Source organism: Halolamina sp. C58 (assembly GCF_051195095.1).
In the GTDB taxonomy this organism is placed as follows: domain Archaea; phylum Halobacteriota; class Halobacteria; order Halobacteriales; family Haloferacaceae; genus Halolamina.
On record NZ_JBNTJY010000002.1, the window covers coordinates 415,992 to 434,721 of the forward strand.

The 18,730-nt window shown below is 67.9% G+C and carries 18 protein-coding genes; 10 read left to right on the forward strand and 8 right to left on the reverse strand.

The annotated features are described in order from the left end of the window. The first annotated feature begins 2 nt into the window (after positions 1-2). Complete coding sequence (locus ACQUSM_RS12725; RefSeq protein ID WP_435119114.1) at positions 3-131, forward strand: hypothetical protein; 129 nt, start codon at positions 3-5, stop codon at positions 129-131. Positions 132-365: 234 nt separating this feature from the next. After that, positions 366-953 carry a tyrosine-type recombinase/integrase gene (locus ACQUSM_RS12730; RefSeq protein ID WP_435119116.1) on the forward strand — a complete coding sequence of 196 codons (588 nt, stop codon included), beginning with the start codon at positions 366-368 and terminating at the stop codon, positions 951-953. 216 nt (positions 954-1,169) lie between these two features. Here the strand turns inward: ACQUSM_RS12730 and ACQUSM_RS12735 are convergent, their stop codons facing one another. After that, positions 1,170-1,451 (reverse strand): winged helix-turn-helix domain-containing protein, encoded by a 282-nt coding sequence (locus ACQUSM_RS12735; RefSeq protein WP_435119118.1) that lies wholly within the window; start codon positions 1,449-1,451, stop codon positions 1,170-1,172. 55 nt (positions 1,452-1,506) lie between these two features. Next, positions 1,507-1,794 carry a winged helix-turn-helix domain-containing protein gene (locus ACQUSM_RS12740; protein WP_435119120.1) on the reverse strand — a complete coding sequence of 96 codons (288 nt, stop codon included), beginning with the start codon at positions 1,792-1,794 and terminating at the stop codon, positions 1,507-1,509. 385 nt (positions 1,795-2,179) lie between these two features. Here ACQUSM_RS12740 and ACQUSM_RS12745 point away from each other — a divergent pair, with 385 nt between their 5' ends. The 7 genes from ACQUSM_RS12745 (at position 2,180) to tgtA (ending at position 9,800) form a co-directional block, all read left to right on the forward strand. Beyond that, positions 2,180-3,187 (forward strand): hypothetical protein, encoded by a 1,008-nt coding sequence (locus ACQUSM_RS12745; protein WP_435119122.1) that lies wholly within the window; start codon positions 2,180-2,182, stop codon positions 3,185-3,187. A gap of 384 nt (positions 3,188-3,571) precedes the next feature. Next, positions 3,572-4,612 carry a tyrosine-type recombinase/integrase gene (locus ACQUSM_RS12750; RefSeq protein WP_435119124.1) on the forward strand — a complete coding sequence of 347 codons (1,041 nt, stop codon included), beginning with the start codon at positions 3,572-3,574 and terminating at the stop codon, positions 4,610-4,612. Between the two features lie 341 nt (positions 4,613-4,953). Next, positions 4,954-5,469, forward strand: a complete 516-nt coding sequence (locus tag ACQUSM_RS12755) for an AAA family ATPase (RefSeq protein WP_435119126.1) — start codon at positions 4,954-4,956, stop codon at positions 5,467-5,469. A gap of 79 nt (positions 5,470-5,548) precedes the next feature. Continuing rightward, the gene (locus tag ACQUSM_RS12760) at positions 5,549-6,862 is read left to right on the forward strand and encodes an aryl-sulfate sulfotransferase (protein WP_435119128.1); all 1,314 of its coding nucleotides are present in this window, start codon (positions 5,549-5,551) and stop codon (positions 6,860-6,862) included. Between the two features lie 61 nt (positions 6,863-6,923). Further along, complete coding sequence (locus tag ACQUSM_RS12765; protein WP_435119130.1) at positions 6,924-7,469, forward strand: NUDIX hydrolase; 546 nt, start codon at positions 6,924-6,926, stop codon at positions 7,467-7,469. Between the two features lie 39 nt (positions 7,470-7,508). Then, positions 7,509-8,276, forward strand: coding sequence for a CPBP family intramembrane glutamic endopeptidase (locus tag ACQUSM_RS12770; protein ID WP_435119132.1), 768 nt, complete (start codon positions 7,509-7,511; stop codon positions 8,274-8,276). Positions 8,277-8,315: 39 nt separating this feature from the next. Beyond that, positions 8,316-9,800 (forward strand): tRNA guanosine(15) transglycosylase TgtA, encoded by a 1,485-nt coding sequence (tgtA, locus tag ACQUSM_RS12775; RefSeq protein WP_435119134.1) that lies wholly within the window; start codon positions 8,316-8,318, stop codon positions 9,798-9,800. On the opposite strand, the gene ACQUSM_RS12780 is transcribed toward tgtA, so the two are convergent. The 5 genes from ACQUSM_RS12780 to ACQUSM_RS12800 all read right to left on the reverse strand — a co-directional run bounded on the left by ACQUSM_RS12780 (position 9,797) and on the right by ACQUSM_RS12800 (position 16,187). Next, a complete protein-coding gene (locus tag ACQUSM_RS12780) occupies positions 9,797-10,954 on the reverse strand; it encodes an anion permease (protein WP_435119716.1) in 1,158 nt (385 codons plus the stop codon). The genes tgtA and ACQUSM_RS12780 overlap by 4 nt on opposite strands. Before the next feature lie 64 nt (positions 10,955-11,018). Continuing rightward, entirely contained in the window at positions 11,019-11,189 is a 171-nt protein-coding gene (locus ACQUSM_RS12785; protein WP_435119136.1) for a hypothetical protein, read from the reverse strand. 39 nt (positions 11,190-11,228) lie between these two features. After that, positions 11,229-12,260, reverse strand: coding sequence for a segregation/condensation protein A (locus tag ACQUSM_RS12790; RefSeq protein ID WP_435119138.1), 1,032 nt, complete (start codon positions 12,258-12,260; stop codon positions 11,229-11,231). Between the two features lie 24 nt (positions 12,261-12,284). Further along, positions 12,285-15,872, reverse strand: a complete 3,588-nt coding sequence (smc, locus tag ACQUSM_RS12795; protein ID WP_435119140.1) for a chromosome segregation protein SMC — start codon at positions 15,870-15,872, stop codon at positions 12,285-12,287. Between the two features lie 6 nt (positions 15,873-15,878). Continuing rightward, entirely contained in the window at positions 15,879-16,187 is a 309-nt protein-coding gene (locus ACQUSM_RS12800; protein WP_435119142.1) for a DUF7518 family protein, read from the reverse strand. Positions 16,188-16,339: 152 nt separating this feature from the next. Between ACQUSM_RS12800 and ACQUSM_RS12805 the strand changes: the two genes are divergently transcribed. Continuing rightward, entirely contained in the window at positions 16,340-17,170 is an 831-nt protein-coding gene (locus ACQUSM_RS12805; RefSeq protein ID WP_435119144.1) for an SDR family NAD(P)-dependent oxidoreductase, read from the forward strand. Between the two features lie 119 nt (positions 17,171-17,289). Here ACQUSM_RS12805 and ACQUSM_RS12810 read toward each other — a convergent pair whose 3' ends face one another. Continuing rightward, a complete protein-coding gene (locus ACQUSM_RS12810) occupies positions 17,290-18,696 on the reverse strand; it encodes a glycosyltransferase (RefSeq protein ID WP_435119145.1) in 1,407 nt (468 codons plus the stop codon). Positions 18,697-18,730 lie beyond the last annotated feature (34 nt).

An 18,730-nucleotide genomic window follows, 5' to 3' on the forward strand; every position in this document is an offset into this window, starting at 1 on the left:
CGGTGAGCCTTCCGAAAGAGACTGCCGAGCGCCTCGGCATGGAGCAGGGCGACGATCTCGAGCTCGCGTACGATCCGACGAACGACGAATTTCGGGTTCGGCGCGCGAGTGATTTTGAAGGGTGGGACTGATGCAGTTCTGTGAACACCACCGCGTCGAGTACTACAACACCGACGGCGTCTGTCCCGTGTGCGCTCGTCGGGGCGAGCAAACCTCGCGGGGGCCGGCATGAGCCGCTTCCGAGAATCGGGGCCTTCTCGGAAGATCGAGCGCCGATCACCCCCCGATTCGGCCCGATTCACCCCCCGATTCGCGGGTGAAGGTCGAAGAAAACTTCCGGGAAGCGCGCAAGGAGGAAGGTAGCTATGATGACCGAGGAGTACGACGACAAGGCAGGTCGGCGAGTGTGGCTCAGTCGGTCCGAGGTCGAGCAGCTCCTGGGCGTCGCGGACGACCCGCTACGGAAGGTCGCATTCCGACTCGGCGCCGAGGTAGGGCTGCGGTCTCACGAGGTCGTCGAAGTGCGACCGGAGAACGTCGTCGACGGCGGCAAGGCGGGGAAGATGCTCGTCGTTCCGGAGGGGAAGGGCGAGAAGTACCGTGAGGCGCCGATCCCCGACTCGCTCGCGGACACGATGGACGCCGCGGCGAGCTTCGGCGGCGTCGAGGACGACGAGGTGCTCGTTGATCGGTCCACGCGGTCCGTCCGGAACTGGGTCGAGGCCGCTCGGGACGAGCTGGCCGAGGGGACCGACGAGGATCGCTGGCGGTATCTCACGTTTCACGATCTCCGGCGCACCTGGGCCGGGCAGCTCGCGAACGCCGACGTTGATCAGACCGTCGCGCTGCGGTGGGGCGGGTGGAACGATCTCGATACCTTCCTGAACCACTACCGTGGTGAAGCGACGGAGAAGGCTCAAGCGAGGGAGCGCGGGAAGGTGGAGTGGCTGTAAGCTGTCGGCAGTTCTAAGTTCGCCCTCCATATGTCCGAAAGTATGCTCGATAAGCTGGCCCAAGGTGCTGCTGCTGTGTCGGCTGTCGTCGGCGCATTCCTGCTTGTAGCATCTCCTGCTACTCAGCAACGAGGAACGATCGGCCTAATTGCCGCCGGAGTCGGGGTTCTACTGATAGTGCAGGCCGTATACGGTCTCTTCTTGGTTCGCCAATAGCTACCCGAACCCCGCGTACCAGCCTGGGCGAACGGCCTCGGGTGGTCGCGGCGCCGGCAACGGTCGGCGAAGATCAGCGTCAACTTCGCCCTCAAGGTAGAGCTGGCCCCAGCCGGTGATCGTGAACTTGTCCTCGATGCTCGCTCGCCGGGCCATCCGTACGAACCCAGCACGAGCGAGCACGCGGCAGCGCTCCTCGACGCGCCGCCGTGTCGGCGCCCCGAGGTCGTCGGCGATCATCCACGGCGTCAGCAGCTTCTCGGCCTCCCCAAGGCACTCCATGATCCGCTCGTCAAGATGGCAGAGCCAATCGGCTGACCGTCGTTCAAGACGCGTCCTAGACCGCAGCCTCATCACCATTCTCCTCGCCCTTCGACAGGTCTTCCGCATCGAGTTCCCCGTGAAGATATTTCTGTCCGTCTTCAGTAATCATGTAGACACCATTTCCTAGTGCGCGGAGTAGACCGTGATCTTTCAGAACGCCGCAACGACGTGAAATGTGTGGCTGGGACACACGGATCAGTTCGTGGTCGGCAATATCTCCGACACTTCCGCCATCGTGCTCTGCGATGTATTCGAGAATCCTGTCGTCCCAAATAGACATCCAGTCAGCCGAGGCTCTCATTGACCTCATGTAGTGTATGTACTATCCTATTACTGAGGGATTATTCCCTTAACAATAATGTAGCGGGTTTAGAATAGCCGATACATTTACGTATAGTGGCTGTTTTGGGATTGACTGCGAAGCCCGAGCGCGAGGCCGTCGGCTAGTGAGATTCAGTAGTTCCCGGCGTGGTGCTGGAACCACCCGCCGGGAACGGGTTTCGTGGACACCCATATGTCCACCAAACAGCGCGCGGGGTCGACGCCCCGCACCGATCGAGAGGCACCGACTACAGATAACGTCAGCGGCTGCTACTACTGCGGCGCGCGTCCGATCGGCGTCGAGATCGTCGACGGAGAGACGCGCCGTGTCTGTCGAGAACACGCGCCGATCGGAGGTGGCGCCGATGAGTGAGCACACCTGCGGCGGCGAGTGCAACGACGGGAGTGCCTGCGAGCGCCCCGTCTCGGCCGCCGATCAGCGTTGCCCGGACCACCCGAGGACCGCGACCGACGGTGGCGCTGTCGTCGCCGACAGCGGTCCACGGCCCGAGAACCAGCTCTCGCCCGAGCCCGCCGAGGACGCCTCGGTCTCCCTCGCGAGCTGTGGCGACGCGCTGCGGTCGTTCTTCGAACTGCCGTCCGTACTCGTTCGCGAGTGCATCCTCCGGTTCGACGAGGACGGGCTGCACGTCCGCGCCGTCGACCCGTCGAACGTCGGGATGATCGACGTGGAGATGCCGGGCGAGATGTTCGGCCGGTACGAAGTGAGCGGCGGCGACGAGGTCGAGTTCGGCGTGAACCTCGAACGACTGCGGAAGACGCTCCGCTGGGCACGGAAGGGCCGCGGGAACGCCGACGGCGACCCCGTGACGATCGACTTCCTGCCGAGCGTCCGCCGGATTCGCGTTCGCGTCGTTCGCGAGGACTCCCGGATGGTCCGGAAGTCGGAGTGGGGGACGATCGACCCCGACTCTGTCCGCGACCGGCCGAACATCCCCAACCTCGACCTTCCGAACCGTGCCGATCCGGAGATCGGGGCGCTCGGTGACGCGCTGACCGCCGTCGATGCTGCCGGCGACCACATGGAACTCACCCGCGAGGAGGAGACGCTGGTCCTGTCGTCGCACGGAAACAACAACCAAGGAGACGACGACGAGCGGGTGACGCTGCTGGAGAGCGCGTGGGACAACCGCGACGCCGACGCGGCGGAGCCCTGCACGTCCATCTTCAGCCTCGACTACTGCGAGGACATGATCGGCGCGATCGACAGCGCCGACGCCGACCGACTGACGCTGAAGTGGGGCGACGAGTTCCCGATCAAGATCGCGTTTACAGACGAGAAGTGGAGCATCTCCGGCGTGTTTATGCTCGCGCCCCGGATCGCGAGCGACGGAGGTGGTGCCGATGACTGAGGCGTCGACGATTTTCCGCGTCGTTGACGAACGCGGGCAGACCGAAGAGATCCGCAGTGTCGAGCTCGCCGACCGGCTTTCTCGCGCCGGTTTGCGTGTGACCGCTGTCTCGCACTCGGGGGGTCGCCGATGAGGTGCCCGAACTGCGGCGAGAGGGACATCAGCGCCACCATCGCGGGGCCGTCGACGGCCTCGACCTCGTGCGGCTGTGACGTGCCGCCGGAGGTGATGGATGCCTAAGTGCGTCCGTTGTCGCCGTGAGGCGGACGGTGAGCAGTGTCCGGTCTGCGGCGGTATCACCACGGAGCGGTTCGACCAGGAACTCACCGCGACTACCTCAGGGGGTAACCTGCGGTGAGCCGAGATCGTCCCGATCCGTCGGACATGAGCGTCCGGAAGGCCGTCGAGCGGTACCTCCGCCGGCGGCGCGCCGACGCGACCGAGTCTAGCGTGAAGGCGTGGAAGTACCGTCTCAAGCTGTTTACGGAGTGGACCGAGGGGATCGGCATCGAGGCCGTCGGCGAGCTCCGTCCCTACGACATAGACGAGTACTTCGACCTTCGCAGCGGCCGCGTGGCACCGGCGACGCTGGAAAGCGAGATGTGGACGCTGAAGACGTTCCTCCGCTATCTGGAGGAGCAACTCGACGCCGTCGAGGACGACCTTTCCGACGCTGTGCGTATCCCGGACCTCGACGCCGAGGATCGTTCCGACGACACCACGCTTCGGTCCGAGGACGCTTTCGCGCTGCTCGACCACTACCGCGACGACGAGACCGTTCGAGCGAGGCGCAGCCACGCGTTCCTAGAGCTCGCGTGGTACACGGGAGCTCGGCAAGGCGGCCTCCGGGCTCTCGACGTCCGAGACGTGCACGTCAACGAGGAGTACATCGAGTTCCGCCACCGACCGGACACCGGAACGCCGTTGAAGAACAAGATCCACGGCGAGCGCCCCATCGCGCTACCGTCCGCGGTGATGGACGTGCTCGCGGAGTACATCCGGAAGGAGCGCCACGACGTGACCGACGAGTACGGCCGCCAGCCGCTCCTCACGAGCTCGAAAGGGCGGCCGACGAACAACACCGTTCGGAACTGGTCGTACATGGCTACCCAGCCGTGTCTTCACTCTGCTTGCCCTCACGGGAAGAACCGAGGCACCTGCGACTGGCGGGCCTACACTCACGCCAGTAAGTGCCCGTCGTCGAGGTCGCCCCACAAGATCCGGACCGGGAGCATCACTTGGCAACTGAACCGCGGGCTACCTCCGGAGGTCGTCGCCGAGCGTGTCAACGCCTCGGTGTCGGTTATCGAGGATCACTACGACTGGGCGACCCAGGAGGAGCGCTGGCGCCGGCGCCGCGACCGGATGGAGAGCCGAAGACAGTACGTCGATCAGCTGGACCTGGAGGAGAACGATGATGAGTGACAACACCACCGAGAAGCGGGAGCACAGCCACGTTGGGAACCCAAAGGGGCCCGAGAGGTCATATTCGCGCCGGCCCACTACCTTTCCCGCACTCAACGAACGCCGAGCGACAGCGAGGCGTTCCGAGTGCGGGACATCGTGTCGCCAAGCGAATTCGAGCACGGGGGACGAGCGAAGCGAGTCCCCCGGAGTTCGACATTCGCGCCGGCCCACTTCCCGCATTCTCACATCGACGAGCGACAGCCGTCGTAGCGTGTACTGGGCCACCTCGTTGGCGATCAGTGACACCCCCCACCCCGAAGCGCTGACTATTAGTGCTCGCACCCCACCCAACAAAACGAATGCTCGTCCTCGTGTGTGGGCTGCCCGGCACCGGCAAATCCACCGTCGCCGAGCGGATCGCCGAACTGCTCCCGGCCCGCATGCTGCGGACCGACGTGGTGCGCAAGGAACTGTTCCCGGAGCCGACGTACGAGGCCGAGGAGTCCGCCGCGGTGTACGACGAACTGTTCGACCGCGCACGGGAGCGACTCGACGCCGGCGAGCACGTCGTCCTCGACGCCACGTTCCGCCGGCGGAAGCTCCGCCAGCGCGCCGCCGCGGTCGCCGACGGCGCGGGCGTCGAGTTCCGCCTCGTCCGCGTCGAGTGTGCGGAGTCCGTCGTGAAGGAGCGCATCGAGCGCCGCCAGCGCGAGGAGGACGACGAGAGCGACGCCGACTTCTCGGTGTACACCCAGCTCAAAGACGAGTTCGAGCCGATCGAGGGCGACGACCACGTCGTCGTCGACAACTCCGGCTCGCTCGCAGCGACGCTCGCGGCCGTCGACGACGCGTTTCGAACCGTCGTAACCGCCTGAATCGGTCGAGGGCGATCGTTCTTCCCGCGCTGGCCGTCCTCACAAGGGTTATGCCCCGGCGCCCACCGACTGTACGGTAATGGACCGGAAGCGACGCGGCGTCGTCCTGGTGATCGGCGCCGTGGCCCTCCTCGTGGTGACGATGGGTGCGAGCGCGGCGCTCGCCCCCGACGCGGCCGTCGCCGGCGCCGACGGCGAACGACGGACGATCGTCGGGATACAGGGCGGCGGCCCCGGCTGGCACCAGTACGGCAGCGTCGCGATGTACGAGGGCAGCGACGTGGCGTGGCGCATGGACGACACGGACAGCTACTTCGACGTGACCCAACTCGACAACGGCAGCGTGATGGCCGGGTTCATGGACGGCGGCTACGAGGACTGTGGCCCCTACGAGTCGCCGTGTACCCACACCGGGTTCCGGATCCTCGATCCCGACACCCAGTCGATCGAGTACGAGTACTCCTTCCCCGTCCGGAGCAGCGGCAACAGCGAGGTCCACGACGTGGAGAAGCTGGGTAACGGCGAGTATCTGCTGAGCGACATGGAGCACGAACGGCTCCTGATCGTCCGCGACGGCGAGCCCGTCTGGCAGTGGAACGCCAGCAGCTACTACGACGCCCCCGCCGACCCCACTCAGGTCGACTGGCTCCACATCAACGACGTCGACGTGGTCGACGAGGGGCAGTTCCTCGTCTCGATCCGCAACGCCAACCAGATCCTCGTCGTCGACCGCGACGAGGGCGTGATCGAGACGATCAACGCCGACGACGGCGGCTCTGACGGCTCCTGCATGCCCGGAGGGAAGCGCCAACTGGAGGACACCGATGGCGACGGCGACGTGCGCTGTGGCGACCCCGAAGTGCTCGACCACCAGCACAACCCACAGTGGCTCGGCGGGACGCCCGGCGGCGACGGCGAGGCGGCCGTCCTCGTCGCCGACAGCGACAACAACCGCGTCGCGGAGCTCCACCGCGAGGACGGCGAGTGGGAGGTCGCGTGGACGCTCGAACGCGCCGGCGGGATCGACCTGCGCTGGCCCCGCGACGCCGACCGGCTCGCCAACGGCCACACGCTGGTGACGGACACGCTCAACAAGCGCATCTTCGAGGTCGACCGCAACGGCACCGTTCGCTGGTCGGTCACCACCAACCAGATCCCCTACGAGGCCGATCGCCCTCCGGCGGGTGAGCAGCCGAAGGGCGAGTGGTACGTCGGCGAGACGCCGACCGATCGGGCCGGGGGCGGCATCCCGCTGCTCGACGAGGCCGCCGTGATGCTCCGGGGCGTGTTCCCCTGGCTGCCGTTCTGGTACACCGGGGTCGACCTCAGCCTGACCGCCGTCGCCGCCGGCGTCGCCGGCGTCGGCGCCCGGGATCTCTGGCTGACCCGGTAGGCGCCATCGACGCCACGCCGGACCGACCGCCTTTTCTTGCGGCCGGGCAGCACTCCCGCTCATGGCCGAGGACGACCTCGCGTGGGAGACGCTCGACACCGAAATCGACTACCGCTGTCCCGGGTTCGACGTCCGCCGCGACGACGTGGAACTGCCCGACGGGACCGAAACGGAGTACCACCACGTCGAGGAGGTCGAGACCGTCGTCGTGCTCCCGTTCCTGCCCGGCGGCGACGAGGTGGTGCTGATCGAGGAGTGGCGGCAGGCGGTCGATCGCGTCAACCGCGGCCTGCCCGCGGGCGGGGTCGAGCCTGAGGAAAACGACCTCGAAGCCGCCGCCCGACGGGAGCTCCGGGAGGAGACGGGGTACACGGCCGGCTCGATCGAGCATCTCTGCACCACCGAGCCGGTCAACGGGATCGCGAACTCGCTGCACCACACGTTCGTCGCGCGGGGCTGTGAGCCGACGGCCGCGCAGGATCTCGACGGCGACGAGAGCATCCGGACGCTGACGGCCGACTACGACGACCTCGTCGCCGCGGTTCGAAAGGGCGAGATCCGGGACGGCCGGGCGGCGCTGGCCGTGAGCCGGTACGAACTCGGCTGACAGGGGAACGACTTTGGCCTCGGCGGCCCGCCCTCCGGTATGGACTCACGACTGCGTGCGATCGGCGTCGGGATCGGCCTCGGCGTCGCCGGGATCGGCGCCGCGCTGGTGCTGGTCCTGTTCAGCGGCCTCCTCCTGAACCTCGCCGGCGTCACGATCACCCCCGTCCTCAGCATCGTGCTCTCCCTGCTGCTGACTCAGGGCGTCGCGTTCCTCGGGGTCGGCGCCCTCTACCTCCGACAGCGGGAGATCCCCGTCCGCGCGATCGGGATCCGACTCCCCTCTATCAAGGAGTTCGGGGTCGTGATCGGCGCGTTGGTGCTCAGCTTCGTCTACCTGATCGCCGTCAGCCAGCTGCTCACGGCGACCGGGACCGAGGCCGCCGAGAACCAGGTGGCGGACTTGGCGATGGCGAACCCCGAGATCGTGCTCTACCTGCTGCCGGGCGCGTACCTCCTGATCGGCCCGGGCGAGGAGCTGCTGTTCCGCGGCGTCGTCCAGAACCGCATCCGCGAGGAGTTCACCGCGGTGCCGGGCGTGATCGTCGCGAGCGCGATCTTCGCGGCGATCCACGTCGGCTCGCTGGTGGCGTCGAACCCCTCGGCGATGCTGGTGACGATCGGCGTGCTGATGGGGCCGAGTCTGATCCTCGGGGCGATCTACGAGTACACCCGCAACCTCGTCGTCCCCATCCTCGTCCACGGCACGTACAACGCGATCATCTTCCTCTCGCTGTACCTCGTCGCGACCGGGGCGGTCGAACAGACCGGGAACGCGGCCGCGGCGGTCGTCGCCGCGCTGCCCTGACAACGCAACCCCTTACCGTTCCCCCCCGAAAACCGATCCATGCGCGACGCCTTCGAGATCCGGGCCAGCGACGGGCTGGCTCGCGTCGGCCGACTCACGGTGCCCCGGGCGGGCGTCACCGTCGAGACGCCGGCGCTGATGCCGGTGGTCAACCCCAACCTCCAGACGATCTCCCCCCGCCGACTCCACGAGGAGTTCGGCGCCGAGATCCTGATCACCAACTCCTACATCATCCGTACGACCGACGACCTCCGCGAACGCGCCGAGAGACAGGGCCTCCACGAGATGCTCGACTTCCCGGGCGCGATCGTCACCGACTCCGGCTCCTTCCAGCTCGCTGAGTACGGCGAGATCGACACCACGACCACCGAGATCCTCGAGTTCCAACGCGAGATCGGGAGCGACATCGGGACGCCCGTCGACATCCCCACCCCGCCGGACGTGAGCCGCGAGCAGGCAGAGGAGGAGCTCGCCGCGACCGAGGAGGCCCTCGCGGACGCCGAGGCGGTCGACACCGGCGAGATGCTGGTCAACGCCCCCGTACAGGGGTCGACGTACACCGATCTCCGCGAGCAGGCGGGCAAACACGCCGCGAGCACGGAACTGGACGTGTTCCCCGTCGGCGCGGTCGTCCCCCTGCTGAACAGCTACCGGTACGACGACATGATCGACGTGACCGCCGCCGCCAAGCGCGGGCTGGGCGCGGACTGCCCGGTCCACCTGTTCGGCGCGGGCCACCCCATGATGTTCGCGCTCGCCGCGGCGGTCGGCTGTGACCTGTTCGACTCCGCGGCGTACGCGCTGTACGCCCGCGACGGCCGGTATCTCACCGTCAGCGGCACCGAACAGCTCGACGAACTCAGCTACCTCCCCTGCCCCTGCCCGATCTGTACCGAGCACGACCCCGACTCGCTCCGAGCGCTCGACGAGCGCGAACGGGAGAACGCGCTCGCGGAGCACAACCTCCACGTCACGTTCGCGGAGATCCGCCGGGTCCGGCAGGCGATCCGAGAGGGGAGCCTCATGGAACTGGTCGAGCAGCGCGCCCGCGCCCACCCCGCGAGCGCGGACGGCTACAAGGCGCTGCTCGACCACGCCGAGCAGCTGGAGGCGAACGACCGCGTCTCGAAGGGGACGTTCTTCTACACCTCGCCGGAGAGCGCCCGCCGGCCCGAAGTGCTCCGCCACCACGAGCGTCTCGCCCGGCTCGAAACGCCCGAGCGAACGCTACTGACGGAGTTCGGCGAGCCCGCCGACCACGACCACGACGCCGTCTGGCGGGTCGAGCCGCCGTTCGGCCCGTTCCCGCCGTCGCTGTCGGAGACGTACCCGTTGCACGCCGAGACGCCCGAGCGACTGGAGCCGCCGGCGTACGTCGCCGCCGCCGACGGCGTCGCGTCGCTCGCCGAGGCGAACCCGGAGACGACGTTCACGCTGGGCCACGACGGCTGGCCCGAGGCGGCACTGGCGGCGCTGCCGGCGGACGTGGTGACGGAGGACCTGTCGGAGCTGGGCGAGGACTAGAGCGACTCGATCGCCGTCATCGCGCCGTAGCTCAGAAGCAGCGAGAGCGCGAGCGAGCCGGCCCACGCCAGCACGGTGAACAGCATCTTCTTCCGGCTCACCCCGGCGCCGCCGGCGGCGTACCCCGAGCCGACGATCGCGGAGACGATGATCTCGTTGAACGAGACGGGGATGCCGAACGCGACGGCGGTCTGGGCGATCGCGAAACTCGGAATCAGCGCGGCGATCGAGCGCCGCGGCCCGAGGCTGGAGTAGTCCTGTGCGAGCGCCTTGATCATGCGGGGCGCGCCGGTCCACGACCCCGCGAGGAGCCCAACCCCGCCCCCGAGCAGCAGCGCGACGATCGGGATCGACTGGAACGTATCGAGCAGCGGCACGAGCGGCCCGATCGCCAGCCCGACCTGCGAGCCGCCCGCGGAGAACGCGACCAGCCCGCCCAGCGCGAGCAGGAACCGCCGCTGGGCGTTCTCGGCGTCCCGTCGCGTGTCGGCCGCGAGCGCGAGCGCGACCAGCAGCGACAGCGCGAGCGTGACGGCGCCGCGAATCGCTAGCAACTCCCGCGGCGAGCCGACGCTGCCGCCGAGCGCCACGACGACGACCGTGCCGGCGAGTTCGCCCGCGATCGAGCCGCTACCGCCCGCCGGCCCGAGCAGCGCGAAGTCGACGTTGACGACGATCGCGCCGACCAGCGCCGCGAGCGTCGGCACGAGCACGCGCTCGGGCACGCGCTCGGCGCGGAGCAGCCGCGCCGTGGTGTAGGCGATTCCGCCGCCGACGAACGGGGTGAGCACCCACAGCGCCACGATCTCTCGGTACTTCGCCCACGCGGGGTCCCCGCCCATCGCGAGCCCGACGCCGACGACGGCGCCGGTGACGGTGAACGCGGTCGCGATCGGGTAGCCCCGGAACACCCCGAGCGCGACCAGCGTGGCCGCGATCAACAGCGCCACCGTCGCCGCCAGCGCGGTCAGCGAGACGCCGCCGACGAGCTCGGAGCCGACCGCTTCGGTGACGCTCTGGCCCTGCAACACCGCGCCGGCGAAGCCGAGGATCCCCACGACGAGGCCGGCACGCATCACCGAGATGGCGTTGGCGCCGACCGCGGGGGCGAAGGGGGTCGAGCCGGACGAGCCGGCGCCGATGGCCCACGCCATGAACAGGCTCGCGAGCGCCGCAACGACCGCGGTTCCGATAGTGAGCGGATCTACCACGGCGGCCTCACCGTCCTTTCCCGCTGTCGAACCCCTCGCGGAGGCCGAGCACCGTCCGACGAACGAGTAGATACATGAAGAAAACGAACCCCAGCATGCCGAACAACACCACGGTAAACAGCGGGTTCGAGACGAGGAAATCGAACGCCTCGACCGCGACGTTGGCTGGAGCGACCATACTCGCCGTTCTCCCGGCGGTCGGTTAGGCGTTTCGGCGTCAGTCCTCCGCCGCCGCGGAGTCCCCGGCGCTCGACGCCGCCCCGTCGTCAGCCCCCTCGGGTTCGTCGTCGACCGCCGCGTCGTCGGTCCGGTCGCCGGCGTCCGCAGCCGCGTCGTCGTCCTCAACGACGCCGGCCCCGCCGGGTTCCTCGGCCTCGACGGCCGCGGGGTCCTGCACCCAGAGGTCGCCGAACAGGTCGTCCTGATTCAGCCGCACGTCGCCGCGGTTCGAGAGGAACAGCAGGGCGAGATACGTCATCACCGGCCGGCCGCCGGCGTCGCGCACCTCCGCGAACAGCACCTCGTCGCGGCCGCGCTCGTAGCGCTCGGCCAGCGCGCCGTCCACGTCGGCGATCACCTCGTCGATGTCCTCGGTGTGGGTGGTGCCCGTGACGTCGTCCTCGGTCGGCTCCTCGTCGCGCCGGAAGTCGTCGCCGGCGTGGTAGTCCAGCGTCTGCGGGCCGCGATCGTAGCCCCGAGGGGAGTCGGTCGTGTCGTAGCTCCGGGACTCCTTCCACCAGCTCCCGCGCTCGGCGTCCCGGAGCTCCCGGACCAGTTCGTCCAGCGTCTCCGGCGTGCCGCGGGTCGACTTCCGTTCGAGCCGGCGGTCCATCTCCGCCTCCAGCTGGTCGACGGGGTCGAACCCGTCGTCCTCGCCGGGCGGCGGCGCCTCACCACCCATCGCCATCTCCCACGGCTCGGGTTCGGGCTCGTCGGGCTCGTCGTCGCCGAGCATCGCGTCGGACTTCATCCGCAGCAGCACCGAGGCGTAGAACAGCGCCCGGCCCGATGCACGGAGGTCGGCCTCGTCGAGTTCGGCGAGGAACGCGTCGGTGACCGCGACGATGTCGATGTCCCACGGGTCGATCTCGCCGTTCTCGGCCAAGTTGACGAGCACCTCGACCGGCTCGACTTCGCCGTCCTCCTCGTCGGCATCCGCCGACGGGTCCTCCGTCACGATGTCGTCGTCGACGCCCGGGTCGCCGGTCTCGTGGCCCGCGATGTCGATCGAGAACTCCTCGTCGCTCATCGCCGCCTCCCCGTCGGGCTCCCGTCAGTCGTCATCGGTCGCCACCTCCGCCTCCGGGCTCTCGCCGTCGGCGAGGTCGATCCCCGTCACTGCCGAGACGTTGTTCTCCTGCATCGTGACGCCGATCGCGCGCTCGGAGCGGTCCAGCAGCGCCGAGCGGTGGCTGACGACGACGAACTGCGCGTCGCCCGCGAGGTCGTCGACCATCTCGCCGACGCGCTCGGCGTTGACCGCGTCGAGGAACGCGTCGATCTCGTCCAGCGCGTAGAACGGCGCAGGGTTGTGCCGCTGGATCGCGAAGATAAAGGCGAGCGCCGTCAGCGACTTCTCCCCGCCGCTCATCGCGTCCAGCCGCTGGACGGGCTTGTCCGCGGGCTGGGCCTTCATCGTCAACCCCTCCTCGAAGGGGTTCTCGGGGTCCTCGAGCACCAGCTCGCCCGTCCCGTCGGAGAGCCGCGAGAAGATGCGCTGGAACTGCTCGTCGATGGCCTCGAACGCGTCCATGAACGTCTGTTTCTTCTGCTGTTCGAAGCCGGCGATGCGCTCCTCGATCCCGTCGCGCTCCTCGACGAGCACCTCGCGCTGCTCGCGGAGCTCGTCGAGATCGGACTCGACCTCGTCGTACTCGTCGATCGCGAGCATGTTCACCGGCTCTAACTCCGCCATCGCCTCGCTCAGTCGCTCGATCTCCGCCTCGACCTCGTCGTGGGGCGGGATCTCGTCGGCGTCGTACTCGCCGACCTGACTCTCGAGCTCGGAGATCTCCTCGCTCAGCGCGACCGCGCTGCGCTTGAGCGAGTCGAGCCGGTTCTCGACGCGGTCGACCTCGTCCTTCCGGTCGTTCCGCTCGCTTCGGGCCTCGCGCACGTCGGCTTTGAGCGCCTCGCGCTCCTCTTTGAGCTCGGCGAGCTGCTCCTCGAGTTCGGCGACCTTCTCGTGTTTCTCCTCGAGAACGTCCTCCTTCTCCTCGATCTGCCCTTGGAACTCCTCGATGTCGTCCTCGAGTTCGGCCTTGCGGTTCTGGGCATCCTCGACGGTGTCGTGGAGGTCTTCGAGCGACTCCTCGGCGTACTCCTTCTCGCGGCGCCGGTCGCTCAGTTCGGCGTCGAGATCGTCGCTGCGGTCCTCCAGCTCCTCGATCTCCTCGCGGATCTCCTCGGCCCGGGCGGAGAGCTCGGGAATCTTCGAGTCGGCCATCTCGGCCTCGATCTCCGCGATCGAGTCCTCGGCGGCCGCGATGCGCTCGTCGAGGTCGGCGATCTCCCCGTCGAGCTCGGTCATCTGCTCGTCGACTGCCTCCCGTTCCTCGCGGAGGTCGGCGAGCTCGTCCTCGATCTCCTCGATGCGCTGTTCGGCCTCCTCGACGTCCTCCTCGGCGTCCTCCACGTCGGTCTCGATCTCGCGGACCTTCTCGGCCGCGGCGCTCTTGCGCTCGCGGGCGTCCGTGAGGTCGGCCTCCACCTCGTCGAGGTCGTCCTGGATCGACTGGCGCTCCTCTTCGAGGTCGTGGATCTGCTCGGCCAGCCGCTCCAGCCGACCGCCGCCGGACTTCGAGAACGAGTAGCGCGAGCCGCCGCCGGAGCCGCCGGTCATGGCGCCCGACTTCTCGACGAGGTCGCCGTCGAGGGTCACCATCCGGAAGTCGCCCATGAAGTGGCGGGCGGTCTCCATGTCCTCGACGACCAGCGTGGAGCCGAGGACGTAGGAGAAGATGCCCGAATAGCGGTCGTCGTAGTCGACCAGTTCGCGGGCGAAGCCGACGACGCCGGGGTCGTTCGGCTCGCGAGGGAGGCTGCGGTCGTCCATCTCCGTCATCGGGAGGAACGTCGCCCGCCCCGCGTTCCGGGACTTCAGGTAGTCGATGCAGTCCGAACCGACGCCGTCGTCGTCGACGACGACGTTCGCGAGCCGACCGCCCGCGGCGGTCTCACACGCCTCCGCGTACTCACGCGGGACCGAGGCGAGCTCGCCCACGGGGCCGTGGACGCCCCGCTTCCCGGCGTTCTTGATCGCCGTGACGGCGCGAGGCCACGACGTGTCGCCGCTGTCGCTCGCTTTGGCTTCGAGCTCGGCGTACTCGTTGCGGAGCTCGCGGAGCTCCTCGTCCACCTCGGAGATGTCGCCGTTGAGCTCCTGCTTGCGCCCCTTGAGCTCCTCGACCATCGACTCCGCGGTGGACTCGTTCTTCTCCGCCTTGTCGAGCTCCGAGCGGAGGTTCGACACGCGGGCCCGGAGGTCGGGCAGCGAGTCGCGGACCTCCTGCAGTTCGTCCTCGCGGTCGCTGACGCGGTTGGAGCGCCGCCGGGCCTCGTCGAGCAGGCGGTCCTTCTCGCGCTGCTTCTCGTTTTTCTCCTCGCGCAGCGCCTCCAGCGCCTCCTTCTCGCGTTCGAGTTCGGCCTTGAGCTCGTCGAACGCGGTGTCGACGTTCTCGATCTCTTCCTCGACCTCCTGCAGGTCGCTCTCCTTCGAGACGATGTCGCTTTTGACGTTCGCCTTCTCGACTTTCAGATCGCGGATCTCGTCGTCGAGCTCCTCGATCTCCTCCTCCTTCCGGTCGATGTCGACGAACGCGCTGCGGCGTTCGGACTCGGCCTCCTCGATCCGCTCTCGGCTGGCCTCGATGCGGTCCTCGAGCCGGGCGATCTCGCCTTTGACCTCCTCGATCTCGCTTTTGACCCGGAGCTGCTCGTCCTCGCCGGTGCGCTCGATCTCGCTGTCGAGCTCGTCGAGTTCGTCCTCCAGCCGGCTCAGCTTCCCCTCTGCCTCGTCGAGTTCGGCCTGCTTCTCGGCGAGCTTCGCCTCCGCGTTCTCGATCTTCGTTTCGGTCTGTTCGAGGTCCTCGCGCTTGTCCTCCAGTTCGGCCGCCCGGAGGTACCCCTCGTACTCCTCGCGCTCCTCGCGGAGCTCCTGGTACTCGAGGGCGGTCTCGCGCTCGTCGGCCAGCTGCTCCAGCCGCGACTCCTTCTCCTCGATCCGGAGCTCGGCCTCGTCGATGCGCTCCTCGACGACCTCCAGCTCCTCGCGGGCGGACTCTTTCTTCGCGTCGAACTCCGCGACGCCCGCGATCTCGTCGATGATCCCCCGGCGCTGGTAGGGGGTCATGTTGATGATCTCGGTCACGTCGCCCTGCATCACGACGTTGTACCCCTCCGGGGTGATCCCGGCCTGCGCGAGCAGGTCCTGGATGTCCGAGAGGTTCGTCGAGCGGCCGTTGAGGTAGTAGTAGGAGTAGTAGTTGTCCTCGGTCTCCTTCACCCGGCGCTTGACGGTGATCTCGTCCACGTCGCCGACGTTCTCGCTGCCGGCGGCGGCGGTCACCTGTGAGCGGCTGAGGGTGCCGTCGGAGTTGTCCAGCACGACCGTCACCGACGCCTCCCGCGGGCCGTCGGTGTCGCTCCCCTCGCCGCCGGGGTTGTAGATCAGGTCGGTGAGCTTCTCCGCGCGGATCCCCCGCGTTCGCGCGAGCCCCAGCGCGAACAGCACCCCGTCGATGATGTTGGACTTCCCCGAGCCGTTCGGGCCGGTGATGACGGTGAAGTCCTCGTAGAACGGGATGTGGGTCTCGCGCCCGAAGCTCTTGAAGTCGTCCAGAACGAGTTCCTGAATGTGCATACGGCCTCAGGCGACGATGATGTCGTCGCCGTCGTCGTCGTCGGATTCCTCCTCCCCCTCGGCGGCGGCCTCGTCGGCGCCGTCGTCCCCCTCGGCGACGAACTCGGCGTCGCGACGCTCGGCGCCGCGAGCCTGCGCCTGCTGTTCGGCGGTCGTCTGTCCCTCGGGCTCGCTGTCGTCGGCTTCGAGGGAATCGGTCGTCTCCTCGAGCTGCCGGACGCGCTCTTTGGTCTCCACCAGCTCCTCCGTCAGCCCGTCGACCGCTGCCTGTAGCTCGGCGATCTGCGACTCGAGATCCTCGCCTCGGTTGCTCATGGGCGGATTACCGAGGCCACCTGTATAAAGCCACGGACGGGGATTTGGCGATTGATAAATCGCATACCGCGCTATCGAACGGATATCCTCTCGCCCCCACCACCGATCGCAGAGGGGGAAGGGCTATGCTGAACGAACGATTAGTCAGCTACATGGAACGGTTCGGCGGACAGACGGCAGTAGTCACGGGAGCCTCGTCGGGGATCGGTCGGGCCTCGGCGCTGCGGCTGGCCGAGGAGGGCGCCGACGTCGTCGTCGCGGACATCGACGTCGACGGCGGCCGGGAGACGGTCGACCTGATCGAGCGCGCCGGCGGCGAGGCGACGTTCGTCGAGGTCGACGTCTCCGACACCGCCTCGGTCGAGAGGATGGTCGACGTGGCGGTCGAGACGTACGGCAGTCTCGACATCGCGCACAACAACGCCGGCATCCTGACCGGCTTCGTCGAGACGACCGGGATCGAGGAGGCCCAGTGGGACCGCATCGTCGACATCAACCTCAAGGGCGTCTGGACGTGCATGAAGGCGGAGCTCCCCGTGATGGTCGAAGACGGCGGCGGCGCCATCGTCAACACCGCGTCCGAGGCCGGGCTGGTCGGGATGGGCGGGCTCTCCAGCTACTCCGCGAGCAAGCACGGCGTGGTCGGCCTGACGAAGTCGGTCGCGCTGGAGTACGCCAAACGCGGCGTCCGCGTGAACGCCGTCGCCCCGGGCCCGACGAAGACGAACATCCAGTCCGGGCTGCTCGGCGGGCCGGGCGGCTCGTCGCTGCTGGACCGGGTTCGGACCGCCATCGAGCTCGTGAAGACCGCGATCCGGACCCTGCGGGCCGACTACGACACCTCGGCGATGCGGGAGGTGCCGATGGACCGGATCGCCGGCCCCGAGGAGATCGCCGGCGCGGTCGCGTTCCTCTGCTCCGAGGACGCCTCGTACGTGACGGGCCACACGCTGCCCGTCGACGGCGGGCAGGCGGCCGACTGATCGCCGGGACCGCCCGGTGTGAGAGAACGAGGAAGCGGACCGCAGCGCGACCGCTTACACCGACAGCACCGCCAGCACTCCGATCACGAGAGACAGAGAGCCAGCGAAGGGGATTTCTGTCACACCTCGTCCGATCTGTTTCGTCCGTGGTGATCCGTCTTCTCCCAGTGGAGCTGGTTCGCGTACAGCTGGCGGATCGCCCGTATTTCGGCACCCCAGAGCAACAGCCAGTACGCGAACAGCGTCACGAGGACGACGACCGTGAGCAGTTCCCGGACGGGCGAGCGCCGCTCCGTGACGCGCCAGTACCCCCACGCGTGGAACACGAACATCTCGACGAGGAACACCAGTCCGAGGGTGAGGACGAGCCACACGACCAGCGGGGCGTCGTAGTCCAGGGAGTTGGCGATCATCGTCAGCACGACGATCCCGACGATGTTGATCGGCGCGAGGTGGGGGAGGAACGACTGGAAGTAGCCGTGGAACTTCGCCGCCCGATCCGCGGGTGGGTAGTCGAGGTACTGGAGGAACGTGTACAGCTTCCCCTTCTGCCAGCGGGTGCGCTGTCTGATCCAGCCGTTCACCGAGAGCGGGGACTCCTCGCGCGTGACGGAGTCGATCAGCGCCATCTCGAACCCCTCCTTCCAGAGGAGGATGCCGAGCTCGAAGTCCTCGGTGACGTTCCGGGGGTCCCACGGGACGCTCCCCGACAGGCCGTGCTCCGCGAACCACGCCTGCTGTTCCTCGGTCCAGGGGCTCCCGTACTCCTCGACCCGTATCTCGCTGGCGCGCTCGAGCGTCTCCCGTTTGAAGAAGTTGGTCGTGCCGCCGAGGGGAACGGGGTAACCGACGTAGAAGAAGCTGGGGACGAGCAGCCGGAACCAGAACGCGTACTCCGCACGGAACAGGAGGTTCTTCCACCCGTCGCCCTCGTTCACCATGTCGAGTTTGCCCTGGAGGTAGTCGTACCCCTCCGTCGAGAGCGCGTTCGCGACGGTCAGGAACAGGTCGGGGTCGACGACGTCCTCCGCGTCGATGACGCCCACGACGTCGCCGTCGCTCACGTCGAAGCCGTAGTTCAGGGCCCGTGGTTTGTTCGGCATCCCCGGGTACATCTCGGGGACGACGATCTCCTCGTAGCGAGCCGGGATCGCGACCTCCTGGAACTGGTACTCATCGGCTAACGACGCCAGCGCCGCCCGCGTGTCCTCGTCGTCGGGCTCGACGAGGACGTGGATCCTGAGCAGTTCCGTCGGGTAGTTCGCCCGACGGATGGAGCCGATCGCTTGGTCGATGACGTTGCCCTCCTCGTACGCAGGGACGAGGACGTCGATGCTCGGGAGATCAGTCCGGTCGGTGTCCTCGGGGAGCCGCGTGTAGACGTCCGGATCGCTCCCGAAGAGTTTGGCGACGACGAAGTACTGGAGGTACGGGTAGAGGTGGTAGAAGTTGACGGCGGTCCAGATCGTCCCGAAGGCGACGGCGATAGTGATGAGGACGAGTTCGAAGGGAGTAATTGCGGCCACTAGTTTCTCTACCGGAGTAGAACCTGCCAGACTA